The organism is Paracoccus saliphilus (assembly GCF_028553805.1).
In the GTDB taxonomy this organism is placed as follows: Bacteria; Pseudomonadota; Alphaproteobacteria; order Rhodobacterales; family Rhodobacteraceae; genus Paracoccus; species Paracoccus saliphilus.
The window spans coordinates 87769-112127 of sequence record NZ_CP067140.1 but is presented as its reverse complement, the minus strand read 5'-3'; the positions used below and the strand labels follow the sequence as shown (position 1 = coordinate 112127).

Here is a 24359-nt window from a genome sequence, read left to right as displayed (position 1 = left end):
TGCAATCTACTCCGCAGGGGTGGCGGCGCCCGCCGTTCTGGTTTTTTCTTCCTCGAGCCAGATCGAATGGTGCTGATGCGCCCAGGCTTCGTCAACCTCGCCGTCCTTCATCGCATCGAACGCACCCTCCATGCCGAGCGTGCCGATATAGATATGCCCGATGATTACCGCCATCAGCCCGAATGCCACGATGGCGTGCCAAAGCTGGGCATATTGCATTTCCTCTTGCGGGGACATGCGGGCAGACAGGGGCTCCATACCGAACCAGCCCGGCAGGCCGATATCGTTCAGGATACCGAAGGTCTTGGCGAATAGCGGCAGCTCATAAGGGAACAGGAGCGACAGCCCTGACAAGGAAATCGACCCGCCCAGCAGGATCACCGACCAGAAAACGATTTTCTGACCGGCATTGAACTTCTTGGCCGGGGGATGAGTCTTGCCGACGATACCCCCGGCATAGCGGAACCATGTCAGGTCAAGACGGTTCGGAATATTGTGCCAGACCCACATGACGAACACCATCACAAGGCCAAGCATGAACGCCCATGCGACATTGTTGTGGATGAATTTCGACGCCTGTAGCAAGCTCGCGTTGACTTCGCGGCCCAGGTAAGGGGCGATGAACATCCGGCCCATCAGGCTGAGCAGGCCGGTCAGCCCCAAAAGTATAAATGAACCGGCCAGCAGCCAATGCGCCATGCGCTCGATGAACTTGAACCGGGTGATGGTGTGCCCGGACATGCCGCCTTCTACCCTTACTCGACCGCGCAGCAGGTAGAAGACCACCAGTAAGACGATAGTTCCCAAAAGCAGCCAGCTTCCATATTTCACCAGTGGCCCTTCCCGGAATTCCAGCCACCACATACCCCCGTCCTGCACAAGGACCTTGCCGGTCTCGTTTCGGGTCGACACGGTGATATCGGCCTTGTCGTAACGTATCGCCCGCCACAGATCCGAATCCGATGCACCGCCCAATGGGCCAAGCTCGGGAACAGTCGCAGCCTCGCCGCCGATATTATCGCTTCGGAAACTGTCATCGAGGCGCTGCTGGTTCTGCCTGCGCAGAATGTCATCCAGCGTCTGCGCCCCGCCGGTGGCGGAACGGTCGATTTCGGCTTCCTGCGCAGGCACGGCGGCGGGCAGGGTCAGGATGATGATCGTCAGAACGGCCAACAGATGGCGCAGCATGGTCAACTCTCCCGATGAAGCATCAGGGCGCCTTGCGCTCATAGGCGGTGCCCCAGCCCCAGGCACCCGACCCGAAGCCGCGGGCAACCACTCGTTCACGGTAGATGTCGGAAACGGTATCTCCATCCCCGGCCAGCAATGCCTTGGTCGAGCACATCTCGGCGCAGATCGGCAACTTGCCCTCGGCGATCCGGTTGCGGCCATATTTGGCAAATTCGGCAGCGGAGTTGTTCTCTTCCGGTCCGCCGGCGCAGAAGGTGCATTTGTCCATCTTGCCGCGCGATCCGAAATTGCCGGCCTGCGGATATTGCGGCGCACCGAAGGGGCAGGCGTAGAAACAGTAACCACAGCCGATGCACAGGTCCTTGGAGTGCAGGACCACGCCATCTTCGGTCTGATAGAAACAATCCACCGGGCAGACCGCCATGCAGGGCGCGTCAGAACAATGCATGCAGGCAACCGAAATCGAACGCTCTCCCGGTTTGCCGTCCTCGATCGTTACCACGCGGCGCCGGTTGATCCCCCAGGGCACCTCATGTTCGTTCTTGCAGGCCGTCACGCAAGCATTGCATTCGATGCAGCGTTCGGCATCACACAGGAATTTAGCTCTTGCCATGTCCCAATCTCCTTACGCCGGCATGATCTTGCAGAGAGTCGCCTTGGTCTCCTGCATCTGGGTGACTGAATCGTAACCATAGGTCTGGGCCGTATTGGACGATTCACCCAACACGATGGGATCGGCTCCCTCGGGATATTTCGAGCGCAGATCCTTGCCCTCGAAATGTCCGCCGAAATGGAAGGGCATGAAGGCCACGCCCTCGCCGACCCGTTCGGTCACCATCGCCATGACCTTGACCTTGCCCCCCTCGGGACCTTCGAGCCAAACCTGCTTGCCGTCTCGGACGCCAAGATTATTGGCATCGCGAGGATTGATCTCGACAAACATGTCCTGCTGCAATTCGGCCAGCCAGGGGTTGGAGCGCGTCTCGTCACCCCCACCCTCGTACTCGACCAGTCGGCCCGAGGTCAGGATGATCGGATAATCCTTGGAGAAGTCGTTTTTCTGGATCGAGGCATACATGGTCGGCACCCGCCAGAAGGTCTTGTCCTCATAGGTCGGATAGTCCTCCACCAGATCGCGACGATTGGTATAAAGAGGCTCGCGATGCAGGGGCACCGGGTCGGGGAATGTCCAGACAACCGTCCGCGCCTTGGCATTTCCGAACGGGGCGCAACCATGCTTGATCGCAACCCGCTGAATGCCCCCTGAAAGATCTGTTTTCCAGTTTACGCCTCCGATCTTGTCGGCCCAATCGGAAGGGTATTCACCCGTTTGCGATTGTTCGCCCACTTCGGCATCAGCCGCAGGGAGCTCATCGATGAACCCGGCGACGTATTCGATCATTCGCCGTTCATAGGGCGTCAGATCGCTATCCCAACCCAGATCCCGAAGCATCTGCATGGTGAATTCGGGATAGCCATCCTCGATCTCGGAACCGGCCGAATAGACCCCCTCTGCCAGCAGGTTGTCGCCGTCGCGTTCCACCCCGAAGCGGGCACGGAAGGTCAGCCCTCCCTCGGCCACGGGAATCGACATATCGTAGAGCAGCGCAGTGCCCGGATGATTCATCTCTGGCGTTCCCCAGCAAGGCCAGGGCATGCCGTAGAAATCCCCATCCGCCGGACCACCCACGGCACGCAGGGTCGTGCGGTCGAACGTATACTGGTTCTCCATGTGCAGCTTCAGCCGTTCCGGCGATTGGCCGGTATAGCCGACAGTCCACATGCCCCGATTGAACTCTCGCGTGATGTCCTCGACATTCGGTTCTTCGCCATCCATGGCGATGTTGCGGAACATCCGGTCTGCAAAGCCGAACTTCTTCGCGAATTTCGCCATAATGACATGGTCGGGCAGGCTCTCGAACAGCGGGGCGACAACCTGTTCGCGCCATTGCAGGGAACGGTTGGACGCGGTGACGGAACCCCGTGTCTCGAACTGAGTCGAGGCGGGCAGCAGGTAAACCCCGTCCTCGCGGTCATGCAGAACCGCAGAAACGGTCGGATATGGATCGACCACGACCAGCAGGTCGAGCTTCTCCATCGCCGTTTTCATTTCCTTCAGGCGCGTTTGCGAATTCGGTGCGTGACCCCAGAACACCATGGCCCGCGTATTGTCGGGCTGTTCGATGTTCTCCTTGGCCTCGAGCACGCCATCGATCCAGCGGCTGACCGGAATTCCCGATTGTTCCATCATGGGAACTTCCGCGCCATCCGCCCCTTCCATGGTGACAAAGCGGCCCTTGAGCCAATCGAGATCTTCTTGCCAGACCCGTGCCCAATGCGCCCATGAACCCGGGGTAAGCCCGTAATAGCCTGGCAAGGTATCGGCCAGCACGCCCAGATCGGTCGCGCCCTGCACATTGTCATGGCCGCGGAAGATATTGGTGCCGCCACCCGCGACACCCATATTCCCAAGCGCAAGTTGAAGTATGCAATAAGCGCGCGTGTTGTTGTTGCCATTGCTGTGCTGGGTGCCACCCATGCACCAGATCACCGTGCCGGGGCGATTGTTGGCAAGAGTCCTTGCCACCCGCTCCATCTGGCTGCCCGGAACACCGGTGACACGCTCGGTTTCCTCTGGCGTCCACCGGGCGACCTCTTCGCGAATCTGATCCATTCCCCAGACACGGGTGCGGATGAACTCCTTGTCCTCCCAGCCATTCTCGAAAATATGCCATAACAGTCCCCAGATCATCGCCACATCGGCGCCGGGGCGGAAGCGGACATATTCATCGGCATGAGCCGCCGTCCGGGTAAAGCGGGGATCGCAGACGATCAGGGGTGCGTTGTTCTCCTCCTTGGCCTTCAACAGATGCAGCAACGAGACCGGATGCGCCTCGGCCGGATTGCCGCCGATGAGGAAGATCGCCTTCGAATTGTGGATATCGTTGTAGGAATTGGTCATGGCGCCGTAGCCCCATGTATTCGCAACCCCCGCAACCGTGGTCGAATGGCAAATCCGCGCCTGGTGGTCGACATTGTTCGTGCCCCAGTAGGCCGCGAATTTGCGGAACAGGTAAGATTGCTCGTTGCTATGCTTGGCGCTTCCCAGCCAATAGACACTGTCCGGCCCGCTTTCGTCGCGGATCGCCATCATCTGGTCGCCGATTTCATCGATCGCCTGATCCCAGCTGATCTTCTTCCACTCTCCGCCTTCCTTCTTCATCGGATATTTCAGGCGGCGCTCGCCATGGGCATGTTCACGAACCGAAGCCCCCTTGGCGCAATGCGCACCAAGGTTGAACGGGCTGTCCCAACCCGGTTCCTGCCCGATCCAGACGCCGTCAGAGACTTCGGCCATGACCGTGCAACCGACAGAGCAATGCGTGCAAACGGATTTCTTGATCTCGACCGCGGTTTCGGCAGCGGTCTGCGCGTTTGCCCTGGTAACCGAGCCGCCCGAGGCCGCGATTGCCGTCAACCCGCCGATCGCCAGACCCGAGCCACGCAAGAAAGCGCGGCGATCAACCGAGGAATGACCTACCTCGGAAAGGATACTTGCCCGAAGGGGGCGTCGTGCAGCCCCGTTGGTCTTTTTCCTCAACATGTTTCATCTCCCTTGCTGGCTCCACCGCGGAGGTGTGGCTTGCTGGTCGGTTCATCCTCCCCTGTCCCGATCAGAACCGGGCAGAGTGGTAATAGGCGCGTGTATGCGCGGTATCCTGAATCCTGTCCGAGGACAGGTCGGCTTCCTTGGCCTCTGTCTCCGTTCCACTCGCCAGAGTGACCACCGCCGCGATCGGCGCTGTCGTCCCGGCCAGTTTCAAGAAGTTGCGGCGGCTGGTCGTCTCGTCGCTTTTCCTTGTCATTGAAGGTCTCCTCTATGGTTCTGGCGGCTGCCCGCCAGCGATGCGGATGGCGATGCACTCATGCGGAACGCCTCGGCTTCGATCTCCATGAATGCCCGGCCGAGCTTGCCCACCGGGGCATAGAAAACCGCGTTTTTGGCGGCTTCCAGATCCGTGAAGAAATGCGCCGCCCATGGCGCGATATGCCGGTTGAAGAAATTCTTTTGCGTTGTCAGATCCGCCGGTGCGGCGAATTGACCGTCAATCAGCGTCCCCATCATCTCCATCAGGCTGCCGATATTATCTTCGGGTTCAAAAACATTCTCGGCACGCGCAAGGCCCTGTGCTGCCATGTCCCGCCGCAATTGCGCCAGCGGCTTTTCATTCAGAAACCCGGTCAGATAATAGCTGGCATAAGGCAACAATTCGCCCCGCCCCAATCCGATGAAAAGCCGATTATACTCTGACTCGACCGATGTCGGGCTGGTCCGTCGGGCGAGTTTCGCAAGCGCAACGGTGGCCTTGCCGATCTCGCTGTCATCGCCGGTCAGCCCGGCGATCTGCGACAGTAACCTCGCATCAGGCGAGTGCGCCAATATCAAGCCAAGGAAATTGTACAATTCGGCCCTCAGGCGATCTTCCTCGGCTACCTGGATTTCATGCGCGGCACTCATTCGTTGATCACCCATGCGCGGTTTCCTCAAAGCTGAAGCGCATCCGGCGCGGGGACGTCACCCCTTCGGAAGGCCCCGCGGCCTCCTTCTCTGGCGGTCGATAGGCACTGTCTTCCGGCAAGGCTTCCTGTGCAGTTATTGCTGTCTTTTCCGTCGGTGCAGAGGCATGCGCTACCGAGGTTTTCTCGGTAGCGTCACGGCTGGCCGCCATCGCCTCGACATGGGCCATCAGCCCCTTACCCACCTGATAGCTGGTCCGGAAGTTTTCACTCGCAGAAGCGCTGGCGGTAAAATCATCCGCATAATCGACCAACCCGTCCAGATTGGCCAGCACCGGGTTCAAGGTCCACAGCCGCCGCAACGCCTGTTGCTTGAGCCGTTGCGGCAAGGCCGCGCGCAGATAGCGGCGAACCGTATCAGCATTGTCGATGGCCTCCGGCGCGGGCAACCCCAAATCCTGCAACAATTCCTCGTCGCTACGCTCGGCAAGCTGCGCCTCTTGCGCGGCCTGTTCGGCAGCGCGGGTTACAGCATCTTCTGCCCGCGCTTCGGCCGCGACCGCAGCTTTTCGGCGTGCCCAGAAATCGCTCATGACAAACGGCTCCGCATCAGGCTGGGCGAGGCGTAAATATCGGCCGCCTTGCCGATACGTGGATCGCCTATCCCATCCTGGTGAAGATCGTCCCGTCTCTTGTCTCGTTGGCGCTTCACAAAGGGCTCGTCCTCATGGAACGAGTCGACGAATTCTCCGATCCAGGCAACAAGGCCCGGTGTCATCGGAACCTTCTCGACGACATCCTCACCGCTGTCAGAATAATCCTGCGCCTCGAAGGGTGAGGCTGTTACCAGCAGGATCTCGAAAGGATATTCGCCGGACACAGGCCTCATCACCACATAGATACTGGGGACACGGGCGGTCAGCCCATGCACATAAGCTTCGGTCTCGGCGGCATAGAGTTCCAGGATCCGGGTCGCGGCATGATACTCGACAACATCACCATCGCGGCGCAATTCCCGCCAGTCAGCCGACCCTGCCCCAGGCAGAATCGCCACAGCTTTCCAAGACCATTTCGCCCAACGGGTCGCCCCCGGCGTCCTGCGGAGCACTATACCAAGCGGCATCGCGCGTTTGCTTTTCGGACTTACCGACACGGCAGTTATTCCTCCCCCTACCAATACTATGCTTTGCACTACCGAATGAGCAAAGGAAAATTTTTGTAATCGCCACCTGATACAGGAATTTTTGTCTCGCTATTTAGCGGCAGGAATGATCATGCAATAATATATCCAATCCGAGTCTTTTTGTGCGAATTGACAATTCGCGAATCGGACCGGGCCAAGTTAGTGATCCGACGGAAACCGGTTGTACGGTGCGGCAATTTGCGTCTAGCCTTGGGTCGACCGAATGCTCATCCGGCCGTGAAACGGTCCGTTCGGCGAGGAATACGACATGGTCAAGACACTGGTAACATGCGATTGTTCAGGCAGCCAGACCATCGACGCAAAGGCGCTCTCGCAAGCGACCGGCCTCGATATTCGTTCGCCCTGTTCCGCGCTTTGCACCACACAGTTGCAACACGCCTCGGACGCCTTGACCGATGGCGACGTGATTTTCTGCTGCGCTCAGGAGTCGCGTAGCTTTGAAACACTTGCGGAAGAACTGGGCGTTGATCCCGCGCCCATGCTGGATCTGCGAGACCGCGCCGGGTGGTCAGACGATCCGGCAAGCAAGTTACCGAAGATGACGGCCCTGATAGCAGAGGCGATGCTGCCTGCGGCACCGGAAAAGGCCATGGATGTCCTGTCGGAAGGGCTATGCCTGATACTCGGCCCGTCGCAAATTGCGCTTGAGGCGGCTGCGCAGCTTTCAGACTATCTGGGGGTGACCGTCCTGCTGGAAGATACAGAGGATATCCCTGACACCCGCAGTTTCGACGTGATTGCCGGCAATCTGCGTCAGGCCAGCGGCGCCTTGGGCGGGTTCCGTGTGGTGATCGACGCCTTGCGGCAGCTCGAACCCGGTGGACGGGGAGAATTCACGCTGACGGCCCCGCAGGATGGCGGCATGTCGGAATGCGATATCATTCTCGATTTGCGGGGTGGCACACCGCTCTTTCCCGCGCATGAAAAGCGCGAAGGCTATCTGCGCCCCGATCCCGATCATCCCGCTGCGGTCTCGGCGGCAGTTCTGGCGGCGTCTCATCTTATGGGCACATTCGAGAAGCCGCTTCATGTCCGGACCGAGCCGCTGTTATGCGCCCATTCACGCGCCGGTCAAACCGGCTGCACCCGTTGTCTCGATCTCTGCCCGACAGGGGCGATCACGCCCGATGGCGATCATGTCACGGTCGATCCGATGATCTGCGCAGGCTGTGGCGCTTGCTCGGCCGCCTGCCCATCGGGAGCGATAGAATATGACGCGCCACCGGTCGATTTGGTCTTTCGGCGGGTTCAGACCTTGGCGAAAGCCTATCTGGATGCCGGAGGCATCGCGCCGCGCCTGCTGGTCCATGATAGCCACGGTGCAGAGATGATCCGCCTTTCGGCCCGCCATGGGCGCGGATTGCCCGCCGATGTCATCCCTCTTGAAATCGCGGCCATTGGGGCGTTCGGACATGCCGAAACAGTCGCGGCACTGGCGGCAGGATTTGCTTCGGTAAGCCTCCTCCCTGGACCAGGTGCGGATCGCGATGCATTGGCCGCGCAAATCACGCTGGCCCGGGCCATTGGCGGTGAGGGCAGGATCCACCTGCTGGATGTCTCCGATCCCGATGCCATGTCCGATACGCTCTACAACGAAGATGCACCCGCATCGGCGGCAAGTCCGGTGCGTCCCATGGGCACGAGGCGGCAGATCACCCGGCAGGCGGCACGCGCCTTGCATCCGGACAAGCAACAACTTGCCCTGCCCGATGACGCCCCCTATGGCGCGGTGTTGGTGGATACGGAGGCCTGCACGCTTTGCCTGTCCTGCGTTTCGCTTTGTCCTTCAGGAGCGCTCGGCGACAATCCCGACCTCCCGCAGCTTCGTTTCCAGGAGGATGCCTGCCTGCAATGCGGTCTTTGCGCCAATATCTGCCCCGAGGATGCGATCAGCTATGAACCCCGGCTCGATCTCACGGATGCCGCGCTGAGCCAACGCATCTTGCACCAGGAAGAACCCTTCGCCTGCATCGAATGCGGTGCGCTTTTCGGTGTCAAATCGACCGTCGAACGAATTACCGAAAAGCTGCGGGGACATTCGATGTTCGCCGGCGATGACAAGCTGAGGATGATCCAAATGTGTGACAATTGCCGCGTGAACGCGCAGTATCATTCCCAGAACAACCCGCTTGCTCAGGGCGAGCGCCCGCGCGTCACCGACGACTACCTGAGCAAGCGACGCGATCACTGAAAGGAAGATCAAATGACTGACGATGCGAATATGTCGATGCGCAAGTTCCTGAAACAGGTCGGCGTCACCTCGCAACAGGCCATCGAAGAGGCAATGCGCGATGCAGATACGGCAGGCAAGAGTTTTGCCGTCAAGGCCGTCATCACCATTGACGAGCTGGGCATGCGCCACGAGATATCCGGCGAGATCAAGGGACAGGACTAAGCCGTGCCGATCAGCCGAGAGGCGGTGCTCGCTGTCCTGAAATCCGTTGCCGACCCGATCGCAGGCGGCGATATCGTCGCCAGTGGCGTGATGCGTGCGCTCAATGTCGACGAGGCGGGCCAGATTCGTTTTGTCCTCGAGGTGCCTCCGCGCCATACCGAGGCTTATCAGGCCGTAAAGACCAATGCCGAGGCCGCGTTGCGGGCTCAAGACGGTGTCTCGGGGGTGTCCATCGTCATGACGGGGCATACCGAGAAGGCTCCGCCGGAACTTCGCGCCCGCAAATCCGAGCCGGCAGGACCGGAGCCCATCCCCGGCATCGCCCGGATCATCGCCATCGCCAGCGGCAAGGGCGGCGTGGGCAAATCCACCGTCGCGGCCAATCTCGCCTGCGCCCTGGCGCAGCAAGGACGGCGTGTCGGGTTACTGGACGCGGATGTCTACGGCCCGTCACAGCCGCGAATGCTGGGCGTCTCGGGTCGCCCGGCCAGCCCGGACGGCAAGACCATCCTTCCGATGCGTAATCACGGCGTCACCATGATGTCGATCGGGTTGATGACCAACGAGGATCAGGCCGTGGTCTGGCGTGGCCCAATGCTCATGGGCGCGTTGCAGCAGATGTTGACGCAGGTGCAATGGGGCGCACTCGATATCCTGCTGGTCGATCTGCCGCCGGGGACCGGCGATGTCCAGATGACGCTGTGTCAGAAAGCGCAGGTTGACGGCGCAATCATCGTCTCGACCCCGCAAGATGTTGCACTGCTGGATGCCCGCAAGGGGATCGACATGTTCAACCAGATGAAGGTGCCCATTCTGGGCATGGTCGAGAACATGAGTACGCATATCTGTTCGCAATGCGGCCATGAAGAGCATGTCTTCGGTCATGGTGGCGTGGCATCCGAGGCCGCAAAGCTGAATGTCCCCCTGCTCGCCGAGGTGCCGTTGGATCTTCAGATCCGGCTGGCCTCGGATGGTGGCGCACCGATCACCGTCAGCCAGCCCGACAGCGCGCAAGCAAGGGCGTTTCATGACATCGCCTCAGCCTTGGTTGCCAAGGAGGTGGCGTGACCGCGATCGAGGAGCTCTCCTTTCCTCCGCTGATGCGGGGTGAGCCGACAACGGGCGATGCCATCCGGCACGCCTGCTTGCGTGCCGCCGAAGGGTGCGATGCCGGGCTCGTCTGTTACCGGCTGGCGGCAGATGAATTACAAGGCGCATTGGTCTTTGCCCCCGAAGTACCTTTGGCGCAGGCCATGGCGATGCTGCCGCTATGCGGGGTCGGGTTTCAGAATGCCCTCGGCGCCCTCGCCCCGCCGGAAATCGCGGTGCACCTGGACTGGAACGGCGGCATTCGGATCAATGGCGCAAGCTGTGGCCGGTTCCGCGCGGTTGCCTCGCACCCAGAACCGCAGGCCGTTCCCGACTGGCTGGTGATCGGCTTTAGCCTGCCGCTGATCCCCTCCACCGACCGTCCCGGCGATACTCCCGACCAGACATGGCTCTATGTCGAAGGTTGCGCCGATGTCTCGTCTCCTATCTTGGTGGAAGCTTGGGCACGCCACTGCCTGAACTGGATCGATCGTTGGGAAGATCGGGGCAACCGTCCCCTGCATGACGATTGGCAAGCATTGGCGCATGGGCTGGGAGAACAGACAGAACAATCCGGACGTCGTGGCGTCTTCGTCGGAATCGACACGGATTTCGGCATGTTGCTGCGCGATGGAGACAGCACCCATCTGATCCCGCTTACCGATCTGCTGGAGACCGCCCCATGAATCTTGCCCGAGCGATCCATTTCGACGAAAGCGATCAGCGTGTCTATGCCAACCCGGCCCGAACCGGCGAGTGGTGCATCTCTGGCGGCTTCGAGTTTTCCGACTGGACCGATGCCGATCTGACCGGCAAGGCGCGGCAGGCCTTTGCCAATGGCTGGCTGGGCCTGGAAACCGGCGGGCGGGTAACCTTTGTCGCGGTCACCACGGTCGCGCCGGGCGAATTGACCGCCCTCACCGATTTGCTGGCCGAACATTTCGTCACCTATCACGGCGCTCCCTCGGTAGATCAGGCCCGCCCGGTCGCCGCAGAGGAAATCGCCCAGATGACCGATCTATGCGAGGATCATCCGCCTAATACCCTGTTGACCGTCGCCCGTGAACTGACCCAGTCCGGGGTGAGGGAGGCCTATCGCGTCATCGAAACCAAGGACGCCGGGCTGGAACAATTCGCCATTCACGGCTCAACGGACGAGTCGGGCTCCGATTGAATTGATCTGGCCGCCTTTCCGGGCATGGCGTCGTCGCGTCTGGCCCGCCTCACCGCGCTTCCCCCCACCTATCGCGGAAAATCAGGTCATCCAGAGGAAGCCGGGACGCCCAACCTCGTGCCTGCAATTCGGGTTCCTCGTAAAGCTCCACGACATGGCCAAGGCAAAGATAGGCGACGGGAACCACATGTTCGGGAAGATGCAGGATTGACCGCAGATCGGCATCATCAAAGATGCTGACCCAACCGAGACCTATCCCCTCCGCCCGCGCCGCAAGCCAGAGATTTTGCACAGCGCAGACGGTAGAATAGAGATCGGTATCGCGATTATGGGTCCGTCCCAGGACAAGGTCACCACCGCGCGACCGGTCGCAGGTGACGCACAGGTTCACGGGCGCCTCGGAAATACCTTGCAGCTTGAGCTTCGAGTAAAGTGCACGACGCTCTGCCGGGAACAGATTGGCCGCTGTTTCATTGGCGTGATCGAAGGCGTCGCGAATACGCGATTTCACCGATGAGTCTTCGATCACGATGAAATTCCACGGCTGCATCAACCCAACCGAGGGTGCGTGATGGGCCGCAAGCAGAAGCCGCCGAAGCAGTTCTTCGGGAATCGGATCGGGAAGGAACTGGCCGCGGACATCGCGGCGAGTGTGGATCGCGCGATATACCGCCTCACGCTCATCATCAGAAAACCTGCCCGCGGGTGCGGGAACGGAGGGTTGCGGCATGACATTCTCCCCTGTCTCGGCAACATTGACGACCCTCCCGTCGTCCGCACGGGAAAGATCCATCCTGCCTGGCCGGTCTTCTGACTCGGCTTCACGCGGCGCAGCGCCTTCCCAACCGAAGGGTCAGTGGCCTTTGCTGCGCCATCCGCCTCACAGCGTTGGGCACGTCGCGGAATTGCACCGCGTTCCCGATTCTCCAGGCCCCGGAAAGGCCATGGCACCAGACGGGTGGACTGTAGAAGCCCTGCCGCATCGAGACAAGCCGATCCCGTCATCGGCTTGTCATCTCAAAGCTTGGATCAAGGGCAGGTTATTTCTGGATACCGACCTGATCCAGAAGATTGTCGAGAAAATGCAGACAGCGGTTCAACTGGTCGATCTCGACGAACTCGTCCGCCTTATGTGCCTGTTCAATCGAACCAGGGCCGACAATGATCGAGGGAATGCCGCCTTCCACCTCGAAAACGCCACCTTCCGACCCATATGACACCTTGCCGGAATATTCCGGCATCACCGGCCGAAGTTCAGCAAAAGCATCTGTTCCACGCGCGTCACCCATGGCCGGATAGGCAAAAATGCGTTCGAACCGGATTCCGGCATCGGGATGCCCGGCTTTCATCTCGGGCTCCAGCGTTTCGCGAATCTCGGTCAGCAGTTCATCAAGATCAGCCTGCGCTGCCAATTCGTCGATACTCCGCAACTCAAACGTGAAGCTGCAGCGGTCCGGGGTGACATTCGTGGCAACCCCACCGTCGATCATCGTGACCAGGCATGTGGCATGCGGCACGGTAAAGGCCGGATCGAAAGGTCCCTCCGTCTCATAGCGGCGCGCCCGTGCATCGATCATCGAGACCGCGCGGGCCGCATAGGCCACGGCGTTGACATGCGCCGGAGCAAACGAAGAATGCCCGCTGGTGCCGTGGAAAGTGGCGCGCATGGCGATCTTGCCTTTCTGACCGGCGACCAGCTTCATATCGCTCGGCTCTCCGATCACGGCAAAACTTGGCGGCACATCCAGCTCTTTCAGATAGCGCGCGATCTGCGGTGCGCCAAGGCAACCCACCTCCTCGTCATAGGAAAAGCAGAGGTAGAGCGGGCGGGACAGTTCGATCTGATCGATATCGCGCATTGCCGCCATGACACAGGCCGCGAACGCCTTCATGTCGCAACTGCCGCGACCGAAGATCCGGCCATCACGTTCATCGGCATCGAAGGGTGGGGTGGTCCAGTTGGTTCCACCCGCGGGGACAACGTCCGTATGGCCGGAAAGGACGATTCCGGAGATTTCAGGTGGACCGAAACGGGCAATCAGGTTGGCTTTTTGCCCTGTCTCATCCTGCAACCGTGTAATCTTGCCTCCCAGAACCTCGAGAAATTCGGCCATGTGGTCGATCAATGGCAGGTTCGAATTGCGGCTGGTCGTATCGAACCCGATCAGGGTCTTCAGGTGATCCTTTGCATCGCCAAGCCGCGGATGCTGGCTGATTGCGCCCGACAGGTCCTTCATTGGAAACGTGCCTTTCTTTCATTGGCTTTCTTAATTTCGCGCCGGATCGTGAGGCCCACCACGAACAGGACAAGGGCCGCGAAGATCCATGTGATCGGCGATGACAAAAGCACCGTGGGATCGCCACGCGAGATGGCAAGAGCGCGCCGCAGGTTCTCTTCGATCATCGGGCCGAGGATAAAGGCGATCAGGAAAGGCGCTGCAGGAATGTTCAAGAGATACATCACGAACCCGCCCACACCCATCGCAAGAAGGACGATCACATCGAACATGCTGTTGCCGATGGAGTAGATACCGTAAAGGCAAAGCACCAGAACCAGCGGGCTCAGCAGGGTCGCGGGAATCTTGGCGATATAGGTGAACATGCGCATCGTCAGCTTGCCCGCGCCGAAAAGGAGAACCGATGACAGCAGCATGCCGATGAACAGCATGTAAATCTCGTGGATATTGGTCTGAAACAGCAGCGGCCCCGGCGTCAGGCCCTGGATCATGAAGGCACCCAGCATGACCCCGGTGATGACGTCGCCCGGTACGCCCAGAGCGAGCAGCGGGATCATCGTCGCTCCGCAGGCACCGTTATTGGCCGATTCCGATGCGGCGATGCCTTCCAGCTCACCCTTGCCGAAATTATCGGCCCTTGGCGACGACCGCTGCGCGGCGCCGTAGGAAAAGAAGGCGGCGGCCGAAGGGCCAATACCCGGAATCGCCCCAAGGATCACGCCGATGAAACTGCCGCGCAAAAGCGATTTGATGACGGGGCGCAATTCCTTCCGGCTCACCCTGTCATCGCCCAACTGCATGGCCCGCGCCTTGGGCGGGTTGCGGAACACGATCAGCTTGAACAGTTCCGGCAGCGCGAAAAGGCCGATCAGGACCGGCGCCACCGCAAGGCCCGCCTGCATATCGTCGGTGAAGGCGAAACGGAACGATCCGTACATGTCTTCACCCGCCGTTGCCAGCAGAAGCCCCAGGCAGGCCGAGACCAGACCCATGAGCAGCGAATTGCCCGAGACACCGGCCACGGTCGTCAGCGCGAAGACCATCAGCATGAAATATTCGGGTGGCCCCACATTGAGCGCCAGCAATGCCAGCGGCGCGGCAAGGAAGATGAGCGAGATATTCGAGAGGAAATCCCCAACGACCGAAGAGTAAAGCGCCATGTTCAACGCCTTGCCTGCCTTGCCTTGTTGCGCCAATGGATAGCCGTCGAGCGCCGTGCAGGCTGCCGATGCCGTCCCCGGCGTTCGGATCAGGATTGCCGAGACCGAACCGCCATAGGTCGATCCCTTGTACAACGCGACCAGCAGCAGGATGCTGGAAACCGGCTCCATATAGAAGGTGAAGGGCAATGCCAGCGTCACGGCCATCGTCCCGGTCATGCCGGGGATAGCCCCGATCACCACCCCGGCCCAGATACCGGCTGCCATGATCAGGAAATTCTGCAGGGTGGCGACCGCCTGCAAGGCTGTCAGCAGATCGTTCAGCATCATATCGCTCGCATCAGCTATCGGGGATCAGTGAAACAGCAGACCCGGTGGGAATTGGGTTCCGAGTGCCTTCGAAAAGAAGAGTTGTAGCGCCAACGGGACCACAACCGCGCAGAACCCGGCCCAAACCAGCAAGCGCCGTTCGCCTGTCAGCAGGATTGTGGCGGCCGTCAGCACCATCGCAGCCAACAGAAAGCCGAGATATTCCGTCAACACCACAAAGGCTGCCAATGCCATCAAGGCGGCAACGAAACGCAGGATCAGCACGCGGACCGGTTCCGTACCCTCTTGTATCTCTTCAACGTTCAGTGGCGGGGTCTTGCCCATCAGCGCCATGCTCGCCGATATGAGCCCGAGGGCAAGACCGGCAATCGACACCGCTCTCGGCCAGAAATCGGGCGGCGGGGCAAAGCCGGGAATAAAAGCCGGGCGCGGCACATAGACCGGAATCAGCGCCCACACCACGACCGCAAAGAATGCCGCCATGCACAGTCCACGCAGGGTTGCCTTGACCATGATGTTTCCCTTGTTGCTTCGCCCTTCGCCTATCTTTTATTCGGCCAGGTAACCGAAATCCTTGGCAAGGCCATGGAACAGGTCATATTGTTCCTTGGCGTAATCCGGCATGTCGAATTTACCCACGGTCGAGATTGAGCCGCGGCGTTCCGCCAGCTCCAGCCAGGTCTCGTCCTCGGCTACATTGGTCAGAACCTCGGCCCAGGTTTCCTGAACCTCTTCGGGCAGATCCTTGGGTCCGTAGAGCGCGCTCCAACCGGTGATCTGGCCAGCGGTTTCATAGCCCTGCTCGCTCGCCGTCGGTACGTCGGGCAGATCATCCATCCGGTCCGGGGCAAACACCATCAACGGCTTCATGTCACCGCTTTCGATATGCGGCATCAGGGAAGCGGCAGAGATCGCAAGGAAATCCACATGGCCGCCGAGAAGCGCGGTCGCCAGCTCACCGCCGCCCTTGTAGGGCACCAATGTCGCCGCCGTCAGGGGATCGAGTTCCGCATCGGCCAGAAGCGACTGCACGGTAAACCCGTCAATCGCAGTCGCTCCGGATGCGGCATAGGCCATCTGACCGGGGTTTTCTTCCATGGCCGCAACAAGATCCTCCACTGTTTCATACGGAGAATCGGCACGCACCGCGAGGATCATCGGTGTCGCCTCGAGCGACCCGAGGAAACTATAGGCATCCCAGTCAACCGATGCTTGGGGGTTCACTGCCGGGGTCAACGCCATGCCAACGCGGGCCAGCAGAAGCGTGTATCCGTCCGGCTCGGCTTCCGAGACGGAGCGTGCGCCATTCATCCCACCCGCGCCCGGACGATTCACGACGGTGATCGGCTCATCCAGATATTTGCCGGCGGATTCGGCCAATGCGCGCCCCGCGAGGTCCGAAGCCCCACCGGGCCCATAGGGTATGACGAGCGTGACAGCCGAGTTCGGATAATCCTGCGCAGCCAGTGGACCAGCCAGCGCGGTCAAGGCAGCAACGGTTGCGAGTAGCTTTTTCATGGTAACTCCTCCTGTGTGCCGGCAATCAGATGTTCGGGCTGCCGGATAGGTCGGACAGAGTGCTTGCATAGTATTCCAAATCGAGCAACATTCTCTCAGTATATTCAGTATTGGAATACTGGGAGGGTGGCCGTGAAACTCCGCGAATTGGAAGCCTTCGATGCCTATATGCGTCAGGGTGGCACGCAGGCTGCCGCGAATGCCATGGGCGTGGGGCAGCCACTGGTCAGCAAATTATTGACATCGCTGGAAAAGCAACTTGGTTTCAAGTTATTCGAGCGCAAGCGGAACCAGCTTGCCCCCACCGCTGAGGCACTCTTGTTTCACGAGTCGGTCGCGCGGTTGCTGGATGGGTATCGTGATCTCGGTCGAGAGGCCGACGCAATCGCGAACACTCAGCGCGGCAATATTGTGATCGCCGCCCAACCGATCTTTTGCGACACATTCCTGATCGGTGCCATCGCGCGCTTCAAGAAAGCACATCCCGACGTCACCGTCCGCCTGCTGGATGTGGGGCTGGGGGAGTTGCTGCGGATGATCTCCGAACGCAGTTGCGATATCGGTCTGGGCATTACGCTCGAGGCGGAAAGCTACGGCGCCAACGTAAAGCCCCTTGGCCGGTGCGAAGCGCTTTGCGCCCTACCCATCGAACACCCACTGAACAAACCCGGTGCAATACCCCTGCCCCGCATCCGGCATGAAGCCTTCGTCGAGTTGCCCCCGGCAAGCCCATTGCGAACGCGAGTGGACTACCTGATGCAGACGATCAATGTCGAACGCAACATTACAGCCGAGATGCGAACCCTGCACGGTGTCTGCTCGCTGGTGGCCGAGGGCACCGGAATCGCGATCATCGACCCGATTGCGGAACTGCTGATCGATCACCGCCGCGTTGCGACGAAGCCGCTGATCCCGACCATCGAATGGGAGATCGCGCTCTTCGCTCCCGACGACCGCCCACCGAGCAATACGGCGCAAGCGTTCTCGGAGACGTTGCAGCAGGATATCGACATGCTGAAACGCAATGGAATGATTTCGTGACGAAGCTATCGTCCTGACAAGCACGCCCATGCATGAGAACCGTACATGGGCGCGGCCGATCAAAGTATTCACCGAAAGGCCACCACAGCGGTCAATCGCTATCTGGTACTCCTACTCGATATCAGCAGCTCGCGCGGCGCTGACCTCCTCTTCGGCCAATGCCACGGCTTCGGTCAGCGCATTGAAGGCTTCCTCTCCGCCATCGACATTCTGCTTGAACCATTCGTAAACCGGCTCAGCTGCTTCGGCGAAGGCCGCTTTCTCTTCCGGCGTCGGGACATAGAGATCGCCGCCCGCCGCAACGAAATCCTCGTAAGCCTGAATGGATTTCCGCTTGGGGCTTGCGAAGGTCGCCTGCTGCAACTGATAGAAACCATCCACCACGACTTGCCGCATGTCTTCGGGCATGGTCGTGAAGCTGTCATTGGACATGAACCATAACGCACCCATATAGGCGTGGCGATCCAGCGTCATGTATTTCAGGCCGGCATCCGGGAACTTCATGTTCATGATATCGGTGATGCCGTTCTTGGACCCTTCGACGACCCCTGTCTGAAATGACGTGAACAATTCCGGCCATGGGATCGGTGTCGGAGCGGCCCCGAGGGCGCGGACCAGCTCCTGCGGCAGATCGGCGACCACAGTACGGATCTTGAGTCCCTCCAGATCGGCGGGGGTTTGCACTCGGTGTTGAGTATTCGCAAAGTTGCGCCAGCCGCCGGTATTCCCGATGGTCATCAGGCGAATCTTGCCGCCGCTGTCCTCCAGAGCCATGTCACGAATCTTGCGGGTAAAATCCCCGCTCAGCACGTGTTCGGCTATCCGGTCGTCCGACATGACATAGGGCAGATCCAGCACCTGGACATAGGGGAAAATGCCCGCAGCTCCGCCCGAGGTGGAAATGAATATGTCGATCGAGCCATCCGCGAGTCCTTGCAGACATTCGGCCCCGTTCGAACAAAGCTGGGTACCGATGAACAGTTCCACCTCGATAGCGCCATTCGAAGCTTTCTCGACATAGTCCTTGAACACGACCAGACCGTCGTAATCCTCGTCATCCTCATTGGAATTCGCTGTCGCGCGCAACGTGTAGTCAGCCGCCGCAGCTTGCCCGGCCAAGCCGAGCATCGCCATCATGGCCAGCGAAATGCAAGTTCTCTTCAGCATGTTGTCCTCCCTTGGATCGTATAGGTTATCTTAGTTCGCAAAGCCGGTAAGCCGCGGTATCGTCATCGAAAGCTCGGGGATGAAGGTGATAAGGAATATCACCAGGATCTCCATGAGCAGGAATGGCAGAATCGCCTTTGCAATCGTCTCGACCCGTTCGCCCGAAACGGAAGAGGCGACGAACAGGACCAGCCCCATCGGCGGTGTGGCCAACCCGACGGTCAGGTTGACGCACATGATAACCGCGAAATGGATCGGGTCGATGCCGAGGCCAGTAAAGACCGGGCCCAGCACCGGCCCCAGGATGATGATCGCGGGTCCCGCGTCCAGGAACATGCCGATGACAAACAGCAACAGGTTGATCAGTAACAGCAGGATCAACGGGTTCTCGGACAGGCCGAGGATGATGTCGGCAAGGATTTCAGGAGCGTGGGACAAGCTGACAACGGTCTTGAACGCCATCGCGGCTCCGACGAGCAGCAGCACCACCGCCGAGGTCGCGGCCGAGCGTGACAGGACATCCGGCAAATCGCGAAGCCGTAGCGTGCGCATCACGAAGAGACCGATCAGCACCGCATAGGCAACGGCGACAGCGGCGGCTTCGGTCGGGGTAAAGACGCCCAGAAGAATACCTCCCATGATGATCACCGGAGTCATCAGTGGGAAGAATGCCTTGAGGCTGGCCTGTCCGCGTTGCCGCCAGCTTGTCTTTGCGCTGGCGACCGGGAAATCGTACTTGTCGGCCAAGATTCGTACCATGATCATTAGCGACAGTCCGATCAGGATACCCGGCACGATTCCGGCCAGGAACAGCGCAGCAACGCTTTCGCCCATCACATAGGCATAGATGATCATGATGCCCGAAGGCGGGATGATCGGCCCGATCACGCTTGAGGCGGCGGTGATCGCGGCGGCGAAGCGGCGCGTATAGCCCTGTTTCTCCATCGCCGGGATCAGCATCGAGCCAAGCGCCGACGTATCGGCCACCGCCGATCCCGACAGGCCCGCGAACAGCATCGAGGACAGGATATTCACATGCGCCAGTCCGCCGCGAAGATGCCCCATCAATGCCTGGCTGAACTCTACCAGCCGCAGGGTGATACCACCCCGGTTCATCAACTCGCCTGCCAACATGAAGAACGGAATGGCCATCAGGGGAAAGCTGTCCATGCCATTATAGACGTTGCGATACAGCAGCGCGACATCGCGTTCCTGCCCGTTGAGCCACAGCATGATCCCCGGCGCGGCAAGAAGCCCGAAAAAGACCGGCAATCCGATCAGCAAGAGCAACAGAAAGAGCGGCAGGAACCAGATCAGCATCACTCGGCCTCCGCCATGGGAACTCCCGGAATCGGGGCAAGATTGTCCTCATGCCCCAGCAGCCGAAGCAGCGCTCTCAAGATCAGCTCGATATTCACGACTGTCAGCAGGACAAAACCTGCGAAGATGGACATATACATCCAGGCAAGCTTGATCCTGACCGCCTGCAATCCGATCAAATCCAACGGCAGTTTCAACGAGGAGGAATTGAATAGCCAGCCAGAGCCGACATGGTTCCACCCCAGTTGCACCGCGACTGCAAGCACCGCGAAAGATACGATCAGCAACACCAGCGACAACGCGGCTGCACCCCGCCGAGGCAGTGCATATTCCAGCATGTCGATTGCCACGAAACCACCGCGCCGATAGGCAGCGGGCGCGGCAAGCCCAGTCATCCACAGCATCAGGAAACGCGCGGCCTCCTCGGGCCATGGCAGGGCGTTGTTCAACACATAACGAAAGAATACCTGCAGGAGTATCGCCAGAACCATTATCGCAAGCGCAGTAGATGCAATCACGACCCCGACCGCCAACAGCCGGTTGTTGATCCAGTGCAGCATGGCCTGAACGGCCAACAGAAACGAACTCATCTTCCCTCCCCGCCCGTGCCGCCGACCCTCCCCGGCACCGGGCCAAACGCCCAGGAACTCTCAGTCCCGGCGCAAGAATTCGCCCAGGCTACCCCGATAGAAAAGCAGTGGCGCGCCATCGGTCGTCGAGGCGCGCATCACCTCTCCAACGACAATCATGTGATCGCCTCCTTCGTGGATCGCACGGCGCCTGCATTCGAAGCGCGAAAGACAGCCTTCAATCAGCGGAACGCCTTGCTCATTCTCGACCCAATCGAGTTTGTCGAAAGCATAGGCGGATCTGCTGAAACCATGACAGATTTGCTCTTGCCGATGCGACAGCACGTGGATCGCAAAATACTCGGCCTCCTGAAAATGCGTAAACCTGCGCGAAGATTTCGCTGGCGACCACAAGACCAGTGGCGGGTCCAGGGAAACGGAGGAAAAGCTGTTGACGGTCATTCCGACCGGCCCGTCGCCTGAAGCCGTCGTTACCACGGTGATGCCGGTCCCGAAACGCCCAAGCGCATCACGGAATTCACGGCTGTTTTCTGGCGATGGAGTAAAGCTATGCATTGCTTGCATCGGATTCTGCGCCTCCTCAGGGCACGTCATGGCCATTGGCGAGACTATAAAGTTCGAACCAGGTTTCGCGATCGATCGCGACATCCATAGCGGCAGAAAGTGCCTTGATCCGATCGAGATTATTCGTTCCCAGAACCGGAAGAATGCGCGCCGGATGCCGCAGAAGCCATGCAATGGCAATAGCCGCTTCATCCACGCCCGCCTGCTGCCCCAATTCCGTCAACCGGGCCCGCAGGGCATCGTGCCTGGAACCGAACAGGGCCCCGCCGCCAAGAGGTGACCAGGCCATGGGCGGAATGCCTCGTTCCTGCATGAAGGCCAGATCGCCATTGCGGAATGCGCCACTCTCCAGAAGGCTCATTTCGATCTGATTGGTGACCAGCTTCGCCTGCATCGCCGATTGCAACAAGGTCCAGTCATGCAGCTTGAAATTCGAGACGCCAACCGCCCGCACCTTGCCACTGCTCATCAGCCCATCCAATACGGCACCGGTCTCGTGCTGATCCATCAGCGGATCGGGACGGTGGACAAGTAACAGGTCGATCCGCTCGATATTCATCTCGGTCAGCGAACGATCCACCGATTCCTCGATATACGGGCGGCTGGTATCGTAATGCTTAACGCGCCTTTCCGGAAACTTATCCGAGAGCAGGGCGATATCGCATTTGGTGACGATCTCCATCCGATCGCGCAGGGCCGGAGCAGCTTTCAGCGCACGGCCCAGAACGATCTGGCTTTCGTAATCACCATAGATATCAGCTTGATCGAAGCTGGTGATTCCCTGGTCGAGGCAGGCTTCGATCTTGGCCTGGACATGTTTTTCGCCGGTATCCGCATCATCGGTCAGACGCCACATGCCATAGACTATGCGGCTCAGCCCCAGATCGGCATTCAGGCTGACACGTTCCATCACTTGCGCTCTCCAACTCCCAGAGGTGTTTCCGGCACGCTGCCCGGCACCCGGCCATATTCATGCGGCAGCGAACAGGTCTCGATATGCGGCATGACCAGCCGCCCGAAATGCTCACATTCCTCGATATGCGGATAACCGGAAAAGATGAAGGCCCGGATTCCCATCTTGCGATATTCCTCCAGCTCGCTCAGCACCTGGTCGGCCGAGCCCACAAGCGCCGCGCCACAGCCCGAACGGGCGCGCCCCACGCCGGTCCAGAGATGCGGCTCGATGAAGCCTTCCATATCCGCAAGTTCGCGGTTTCGGGCCTGATGCGAAACCCCCAGAGAGGTCGCGTCAAGCGCACGGGCCCGGATCGCATCGCCCTGCTCGTCATCCAGCTTCGAGACGAGTTCCTGCGCATATTCCCGCGCCTCGGCCTCGGTATCGCGCACGATCACATGACAGCGCAGCCCGTAATCCAACGTGCGGCCGTATTTCTCGGCCACTGCATTGACGGCCTTCATCCGGCCCGCGAGCTCTTCCTTGGTCTCGGGCCACATCAGGTAGACGTCGCAATGCTGCCCGCACAGTTCAAGCGCCGACGGACTGTAGCCGCCGAAATAGAGCAAGGGCCCGCCATTTTGCTGATACGGCTTGGCCGGATCGGTTGGGATGCCCTCAAAATCATAGACCTCACCCTTGTAGGTGATCTCGTCCTGCGTCCATGCCTGCTTCAGGATCTCGACCACCTCGCGCGAGCGCTGATAGCGATAGGCGCTCTCGGCTTTCTCGCCTGGGAAGTCCGAGCTTATGATATTCACCGTCAGCCGCCCCTTTAGCATATGGTCCAGTGTCGCGATGGTCCGTGCCAGCATGATCGGCTGCATCTCACCGCAACGCACCGCTGCCAGCAGGTTGATCCGGTCGGTGATGGGAGCACAGCCGGCGACGAAACTCAGTGTGTCCTGCCCGACCTGATATGAGGACGGGCACAGGATATTGCGGAATCCCTGTGATTCGGCGGTCTTGACGATATCCGAGCAATGTTCCCAGCTTGAGCGCAGTGCACCGTCAGGCACCCCAAGATAGCGATAGTCATCCGAGCAGAGCGCGGAAAACCAGGACACTTCGGCAGCTCGCAAATCCGGAGACGTTATCGGAACCACGCTCATTCTCTGCTCTCCCCTGATGAAATTTTCTCTTGCGTAGCAGGCTTGATCATGTAGATCAATAGTGTATCAATTTGCTTCGCAGGACAGATGAAAACGCAATCGGCCCTCCCCCTCTACCTCCAGCTCAGCGAGCTTCTGGCCCGCGACATCGCCGCTGGTCATCTGCTGGACGGGGAAAAGCTGCCGCCCGAACGCGATATGGCCGCCAATCTGGGCACTTCGGTCGGAACGCTGCGCAAGGCACTCTCCGAGTTGACGAGACAGGGGCTGCTGGAACGGCGACAGGGATCGGGCAACTATGTCTCTGCCAAGGCCTCTGCACAGAACATCTATGCCTTCTTCCGCATAGAATCGCTGCGGGGCGGTGGCTTGCCTCATGCCGCGCTTCTGTCGGTCGAACGGGTCCGCAAGCCCGCCGATCTACCACATTTCGGGACATCGGACGAGGGTCACCGAATCCGAAGATTGCGCTACTTGAACGACGATCCCTGCGTGCTAGAGGAAATTTGGCTCGATGGCAGCTATGCCGAGCATATAGCGCCGGGAGATCTGTCCGAATCTCTTTACCTCTACTACCGGGAAGAGCTGAATCTCTGGATCGCGCATGTAGAGGACAGCGTCACCATTGGCAGGGTGCCGGATTGGAAGCCGGGCGGGTTCGAGCCCGCCATCGGCACGAATACCGGCTATTTCGAACGCATCGGCTATGCGCAGGACAATCAGCGCGCCGAGTTTTCGCGAAACTGGTTCGACACGACCAAGGCGCGCTACGTGGCGCGGATTAGATAGGATCA

25 protein-coding genes and 1 riboswitch are annotated in these 24359 nt (G+C 59.8%); of the genes, 7 read left to right on the top strand and 18 right to left on the bottom strand.

What is annotated here, in order from left to right; genetic code table 11:
- Positions 1-6 precede the first annotated feature (6 nt).
- The 7 genes from JHX88_RS00515 to JHX88_RS00485 form a co-directional block, all read right to left on the bottom strand.
- Positions 7-1188, bottom strand: coding sequence for a formate dehydrogenase subunit gamma (locus JHX88_RS00515; RefSeq protein ID WP_076522307.1), 1182 nt, complete (start codon positions 1186-1188; stop codon positions 7-9).
- Between the two features lie 22 nt (positions 1189-1210).
- A complete protein-coding gene (gene fdh3B, locus JHX88_RS00510; protein ID WP_076522306.1) occupies positions 1211-1804 on the bottom strand; it encodes a formate dehydrogenase FDH3 subunit beta in 594 nt (197 codons plus the stop codon).
- Between the two features lie 12 nt (positions 1805-1816).
- Positions 1817-4795, bottom strand: coding sequence for a formate dehydrogenase subunit alpha (locus tag JHX88_RS00505; RefSeq protein WP_076522305.1), 2979 nt, complete (start codon positions 4793-4795; stop codon positions 1817-1819).
- Between the two features lie 70 nt (positions 4796-4865).
- On the bottom strand, positions 4866-5057 hold the full coding sequence (locus JHX88_RS00500; RefSeq protein WP_076522304.1) for a twin-arginine translocation signal domain-containing protein: 192 nt from the start codon (positions 5055-5057) through the stop codon (positions 4866-4868).
- Positions 5054-5710: a TorD/DmsD family molecular chaperone gene (locus JHX88_RS00495; RefSeq protein ID WP_076522844.1), complete on the bottom strand. Its 657-nt coding sequence runs from the start codon at positions 5708-5710 to the stop codon at positions 5054-5056. Before JHX88_RS00495 ends, JHX88_RS00500 begins: the two co-directional genes overlap by 4 nt.
- Before the next feature lie 7 nt (positions 5711-5717).
- A complete protein-coding gene (locus tag JHX88_RS00490) occupies positions 5718-6302 on the bottom strand; it encodes a DUF3306 domain-containing protein (protein ID WP_076522303.1) in 585 nt (194 codons plus the stop codon).
- Positions 6299-6832, bottom strand: coding sequence for a DUF3305 domain-containing protein (locus JHX88_RS00485; protein WP_076522302.1), 534 nt, complete (start codon positions 6830-6832; stop codon positions 6299-6301). Before JHX88_RS00485 ends, JHX88_RS00490 begins: the two co-directional genes overlap by 4 nt.
- A gap of 328 nt (positions 6833-7160) precedes the next feature.
- Here JHX88_RS00485 and JHX88_RS00480 point away from each other — a divergent pair, with 328 nt between their 5' ends.
- From JHX88_RS00480 to JHX88_RS00460, 5 genes are read left to right on the top strand one after another with little or no spacing between them, the layout of a single operon-like run.
- Entirely contained in the window at positions 7161-9104 is a 1944-nt protein-coding gene (locus JHX88_RS00480) for a 4Fe-4S binding protein (protein WP_076522301.1), read from the top strand.
- 12 nt (positions 9105-9116) lie between these two features.
- Positions 9117-9308: a DUF6494 family protein gene (locus JHX88_RS00475; protein WP_076522300.1), complete on the top strand. Its 192-nt coding sequence runs from the start codon at positions 9117-9119 to the stop codon at positions 9306-9308.
- A 3-nt stretch (positions 9309-9311) separates the two neighbouring features.
- Positions 9312-10376 carry an Mrp/NBP35 family ATP-binding protein gene (locus tag JHX88_RS00470; RefSeq protein ID WP_076522299.1) on the top strand — a complete coding sequence of 355 codons (1065 nt, stop codon included), beginning with the start codon at positions 9312-9314 and terminating at the stop codon, positions 10374-10376.
- Between the two features lie 5 nt (positions 10377-10381).
- A complete protein-coding gene (locus tag JHX88_RS00465) occupies positions 10382-11083 on the top strand; it encodes a biotin/lipoate--protein ligase family protein (protein ID WP_272848245.1) in 702 nt (233 codons plus the stop codon).
- Positions 11080-11571, top strand: a complete 492-nt coding sequence (locus JHX88_RS00460; protein ID WP_076522298.1) for a DUF6505 family protein — start codon at positions 11080-11082, stop codon at positions 11569-11571. Before JHX88_RS00465 ends, JHX88_RS00460 begins: the two co-directional genes overlap by 4 nt.
- Before the next feature lie 49 nt (positions 11572-11620).
- On the opposite strand, the gene bluB is transcribed toward JHX88_RS00460, so the two are convergent.
- From bluB to JHX88_RS00435, 5 genes are all read right to left on the bottom strand, one after another.
- Positions 11621-12301, bottom strand: a complete 681-nt coding sequence (bluB, locus tag JHX88_RS00455) for a 5,6-dimethylbenzimidazole synthase (RefSeq protein WP_076522840.1) — start codon at positions 12299-12301, stop codon at positions 11621-11623.
- A gap of 53 nt (positions 12302-12354) precedes the next feature.
- Positions 12355-12541: riboswitch (cobalamin riboswitch) on the bottom strand.
- 70 nt (positions 12542-12611) lie between these two features.
- Positions 12612-13808 (bottom strand): acetylornithine deacetylase, encoded by a 1197-nt coding sequence (gene argE / locus JHX88_RS00450; RefSeq protein ID WP_076522297.1) that lies wholly within the window; start codon positions 13806-13808, stop codon positions 12612-12614.
- Positions 13805-15295 (bottom strand): tripartite tricarboxylate transporter permease, encoded by a 1491-nt coding sequence (locus JHX88_RS00445; protein WP_076522838.1) that lies wholly within the window; start codon positions 15293-15295, stop codon positions 13805-13807. The genes argE and JHX88_RS00445 overlap by 4 nt, the downstream gene beginning before the upstream one ends.
- 27 nt (positions 15296-15322) lie before the next feature.
- Positions 15323-15811, bottom strand: coding sequence for a tripartite tricarboxylate transporter TctB family protein (locus JHX88_RS00440; RefSeq protein ID WP_076522296.1), 489 nt, complete (start codon positions 15809-15811; stop codon positions 15323-15325).
- Between the two features lie 36 nt (positions 15812-15847).
- The gene (locus tag JHX88_RS00435; RefSeq protein WP_076522295.1) at positions 15848-16816 is read right to left on the bottom strand and encodes a Bug family tripartite tricarboxylate transporter substrate binding protein; all 969 of its coding nucleotides are present in this window, start codon (positions 16814-16816) and stop codon (positions 15848-15850) included.
- 132 nt (positions 16817-16948) lie between these two features.
- Between JHX88_RS00435 and JHX88_RS00430 the strand changes: the two genes are divergently transcribed.
- Complete coding sequence (locus JHX88_RS00430; protein ID WP_076522836.1) at positions 16949-17857, top strand: LysR family transcriptional regulator; 909 nt, start codon at positions 16949-16951, stop codon at positions 17855-17857.
- 111 nt (positions 17858-17968) lie between these two features.
- Here JHX88_RS00430 and JHX88_RS00425 read toward each other — a convergent pair whose 3' ends face one another.
- Genes JHX88_RS00425 through JHX88_RS00400 form a run of 6 tightly spaced genes read right to left on the bottom strand, consistent with a single transcriptional unit; the run spans position 17969 to position 23565 of the window.
- Positions 17969-19024 (bottom strand): TRAP transporter substrate-binding protein, encoded by a 1056-nt coding sequence (locus JHX88_RS00425; RefSeq protein WP_076522294.1) that lies wholly within the window; start codon positions 19022-19024, stop codon positions 17969-17971.
- 30 nt (positions 19025-19054) lie between these two features.
- Entirely contained in the window at positions 19055-20344 is a 1290-nt protein-coding gene (locus JHX88_RS00420) for a TRAP transporter large permease (RefSeq protein ID WP_076522293.1), read from the bottom strand.
- Positions 20344-20934 (bottom strand): TRAP transporter small permease, encoded by a 591-nt coding sequence (locus JHX88_RS00415; RefSeq protein ID WP_076522292.1) that lies wholly within the window; start codon positions 20932-20934, stop codon positions 20344-20346. Before JHX88_RS00415 ends, JHX88_RS00420 begins: the two co-directional genes overlap by 1 nt.
- 60 nt (positions 20935-20994) lie before the next feature.
- Positions 20995-21489: a flavin reductase family protein gene (locus JHX88_RS00410; protein WP_076522834.1), complete on the bottom strand. Its 495-nt coding sequence runs from the start codon at positions 21487-21489 to the stop codon at positions 20995-20997.
- A gap of 25 nt (positions 21490-21514) precedes the next feature.
- Positions 21515-22408, bottom strand: coding sequence for an aldo/keto reductase (locus tag JHX88_RS00405; protein ID WP_076522291.1), 894 nt, complete (start codon positions 22406-22408; stop codon positions 21515-21517).
- Positions 22408-23565, bottom strand: coding sequence for an LLM class flavin-dependent oxidoreductase (locus tag JHX88_RS00400; protein ID WP_076522290.1), 1158 nt, complete (start codon positions 23563-23565; stop codon positions 22408-22410). The genes JHX88_RS00405 and JHX88_RS00400 overlap by 1 nt, the downstream gene beginning before the upstream one ends.
- Before the next feature lie 87 nt (positions 23566-23652).
- On the opposite strand from JHX88_RS00400, the gene JHX88_RS00395 reads away from it, so the two are divergent.
- Positions 23653-24354 carry a GntR family transcriptional regulator gene (locus tag JHX88_RS00395; RefSeq protein ID WP_076522289.1) on the top strand — a complete coding sequence of 234 codons (702 nt, stop codon included), beginning with the start codon at positions 23653-23655 and terminating at the stop codon, positions 24352-24354.
- Positions 24355-24359: the final 5 nt, after the last annotated feature.

Coding starts and splice junctions, on each gene's coding strand:
- JHX88_RS00410 (WP_076522834.1), bottom strand. CDS start 21,489: ATGCATAGCTTTACTCCATCGCCAGAAAACAGCCGTGAATTCCGTGAT.
- JHX88_RS00495 (WP_076522844.1), bottom strand. CDS start 5,710: ATGAGTGCCGCGCATGAAATCCAGGTAGCCGAGGAAGATCGCCTGAGG.
- JHX88_RS00485 (WP_076522302.1), bottom strand. CDS start 6,832: ATGCCGCTTGGTATAGTGCTCCGCAGGACGCCGGGGGCGACCCGTTGG.
- JHX88_RS00395 (WP_076522289.1), top strand. CDS start 23,653: ATGAAAACGCAATCGGCCCTCCCCCTCTACCTCCAGCTCAGCGAGCTT.
- JHX88_RS00480 (WP_076522301.1), top strand. CDS start 7,161: ATGGTCAAGACACTGGTAACATGCGATTGTTCAGGCAGCCAGACCATC.
- JHX88_RS00515 (WP_076522307.1), bottom strand. CDS start 1,188: ATGCTGCGCCATCTGTTGGCCGTTCTGACGATCATCATCCTGACCCTG.
- JHX88_RS00440 (WP_076522296.1), bottom strand. CDS start 15,811: ATGGTCAAGGCAACCCTGCGTGGACTGTGCATGGCGGCATTCTTTGCG.
- JHX88_RS00460 (WP_076522298.1), top strand. CDS start 11,080: ATGAATCTTGCCCGAGCGATCCATTTCGACGAAAGCGATCAGCGTGTC.
- JHX88_RS00425 (WP_076522294.1), bottom strand. CDS start 19,024: ATGCTGAAGAGAACTTGCATTTCGCTGGCCATGATGGCGATGCTCGGC.
- argE (WP_076522297.1), bottom strand. CDS start 13,808: ATGAAGGACCTGTCGGGCGCAATCAGCCAGCATCCGCGGCTTGGCGAT.
- JHX88_RS00500 (WP_076522304.1), bottom strand. CDS start 5,057: ATGACAAGGAAAAGCGACGAGACGACCAGCCGCCGCAACTTCTTGAAA.
- JHX88_RS00400 (WP_076522290.1), bottom strand. CDS start 23,565: ATGAGCGTGGTTCCGATAACGTCTCCGGATTTGCGAGCTGCCGAAGTG.
- fdh3B (WP_076522306.1), bottom strand. CDS start 1,804: ATGGCAAGAGCTAAATTCCTGTGTGATGCCGAACGCTGCATCGAATGC.
- JHX88_RS00475 (WP_076522300.1), top strand. CDS start 9,117: ATGACTGACGATGCGAATATGTCGATGCGCAAGTTCCTGAAACAGGTC.
- JHX88_RS00420 (WP_076522293.1), bottom strand. CDS start 20,344: ATGCTGATCTGGTTCCTGCCGCTCTTTCTGTTGCTCTTGCTGATCGGA.
- JHX88_RS00490 (WP_076522303.1), bottom strand. CDS start 6,302: ATGAGCGATTTCTGGGCACGCCGAAAAGCTGCGGTCGCGGCCGAAGCG.
- JHX88_RS00445 (WP_076522838.1), bottom strand. CDS start 15,295: ATGCTGAACGATCTGCTGACAGCCTTGCAGGCGGTCGCCACCCTGCAG.
- JHX88_RS00435 (WP_076522295.1), bottom strand. CDS start 16,816: ATGAAAAAGCTACTCGCAACCGTTGCTGCCTTGACCGCGCTGGCTGGT.
- JHX88_RS00505 (WP_076522305.1), bottom strand. CDS start 4,795: ATGTTGAGGAAAAAGACCAACGGGGCTGCACGACGCCCCCTTCGGGCA.
- JHX88_RS00415 (WP_076522292.1), bottom strand. CDS start 20,934: ATGAGTTCGTTTCTGTTGGCCGTTCAGGCCATGCTGCACTGGATCAAC.
- bluB (WP_076522840.1), bottom strand. CDS start 12,301: ATGCCGCAACCCTCCGTTCCCGCACCCGCGGGCAGGTTTTCTGATGAT.
- JHX88_RS00405 (WP_076522291.1), bottom strand. CDS start 22,408: ATGGAACGTGTCAGCCTGAATGCCGATCTGGGGCTGAGCCGCATAGTC.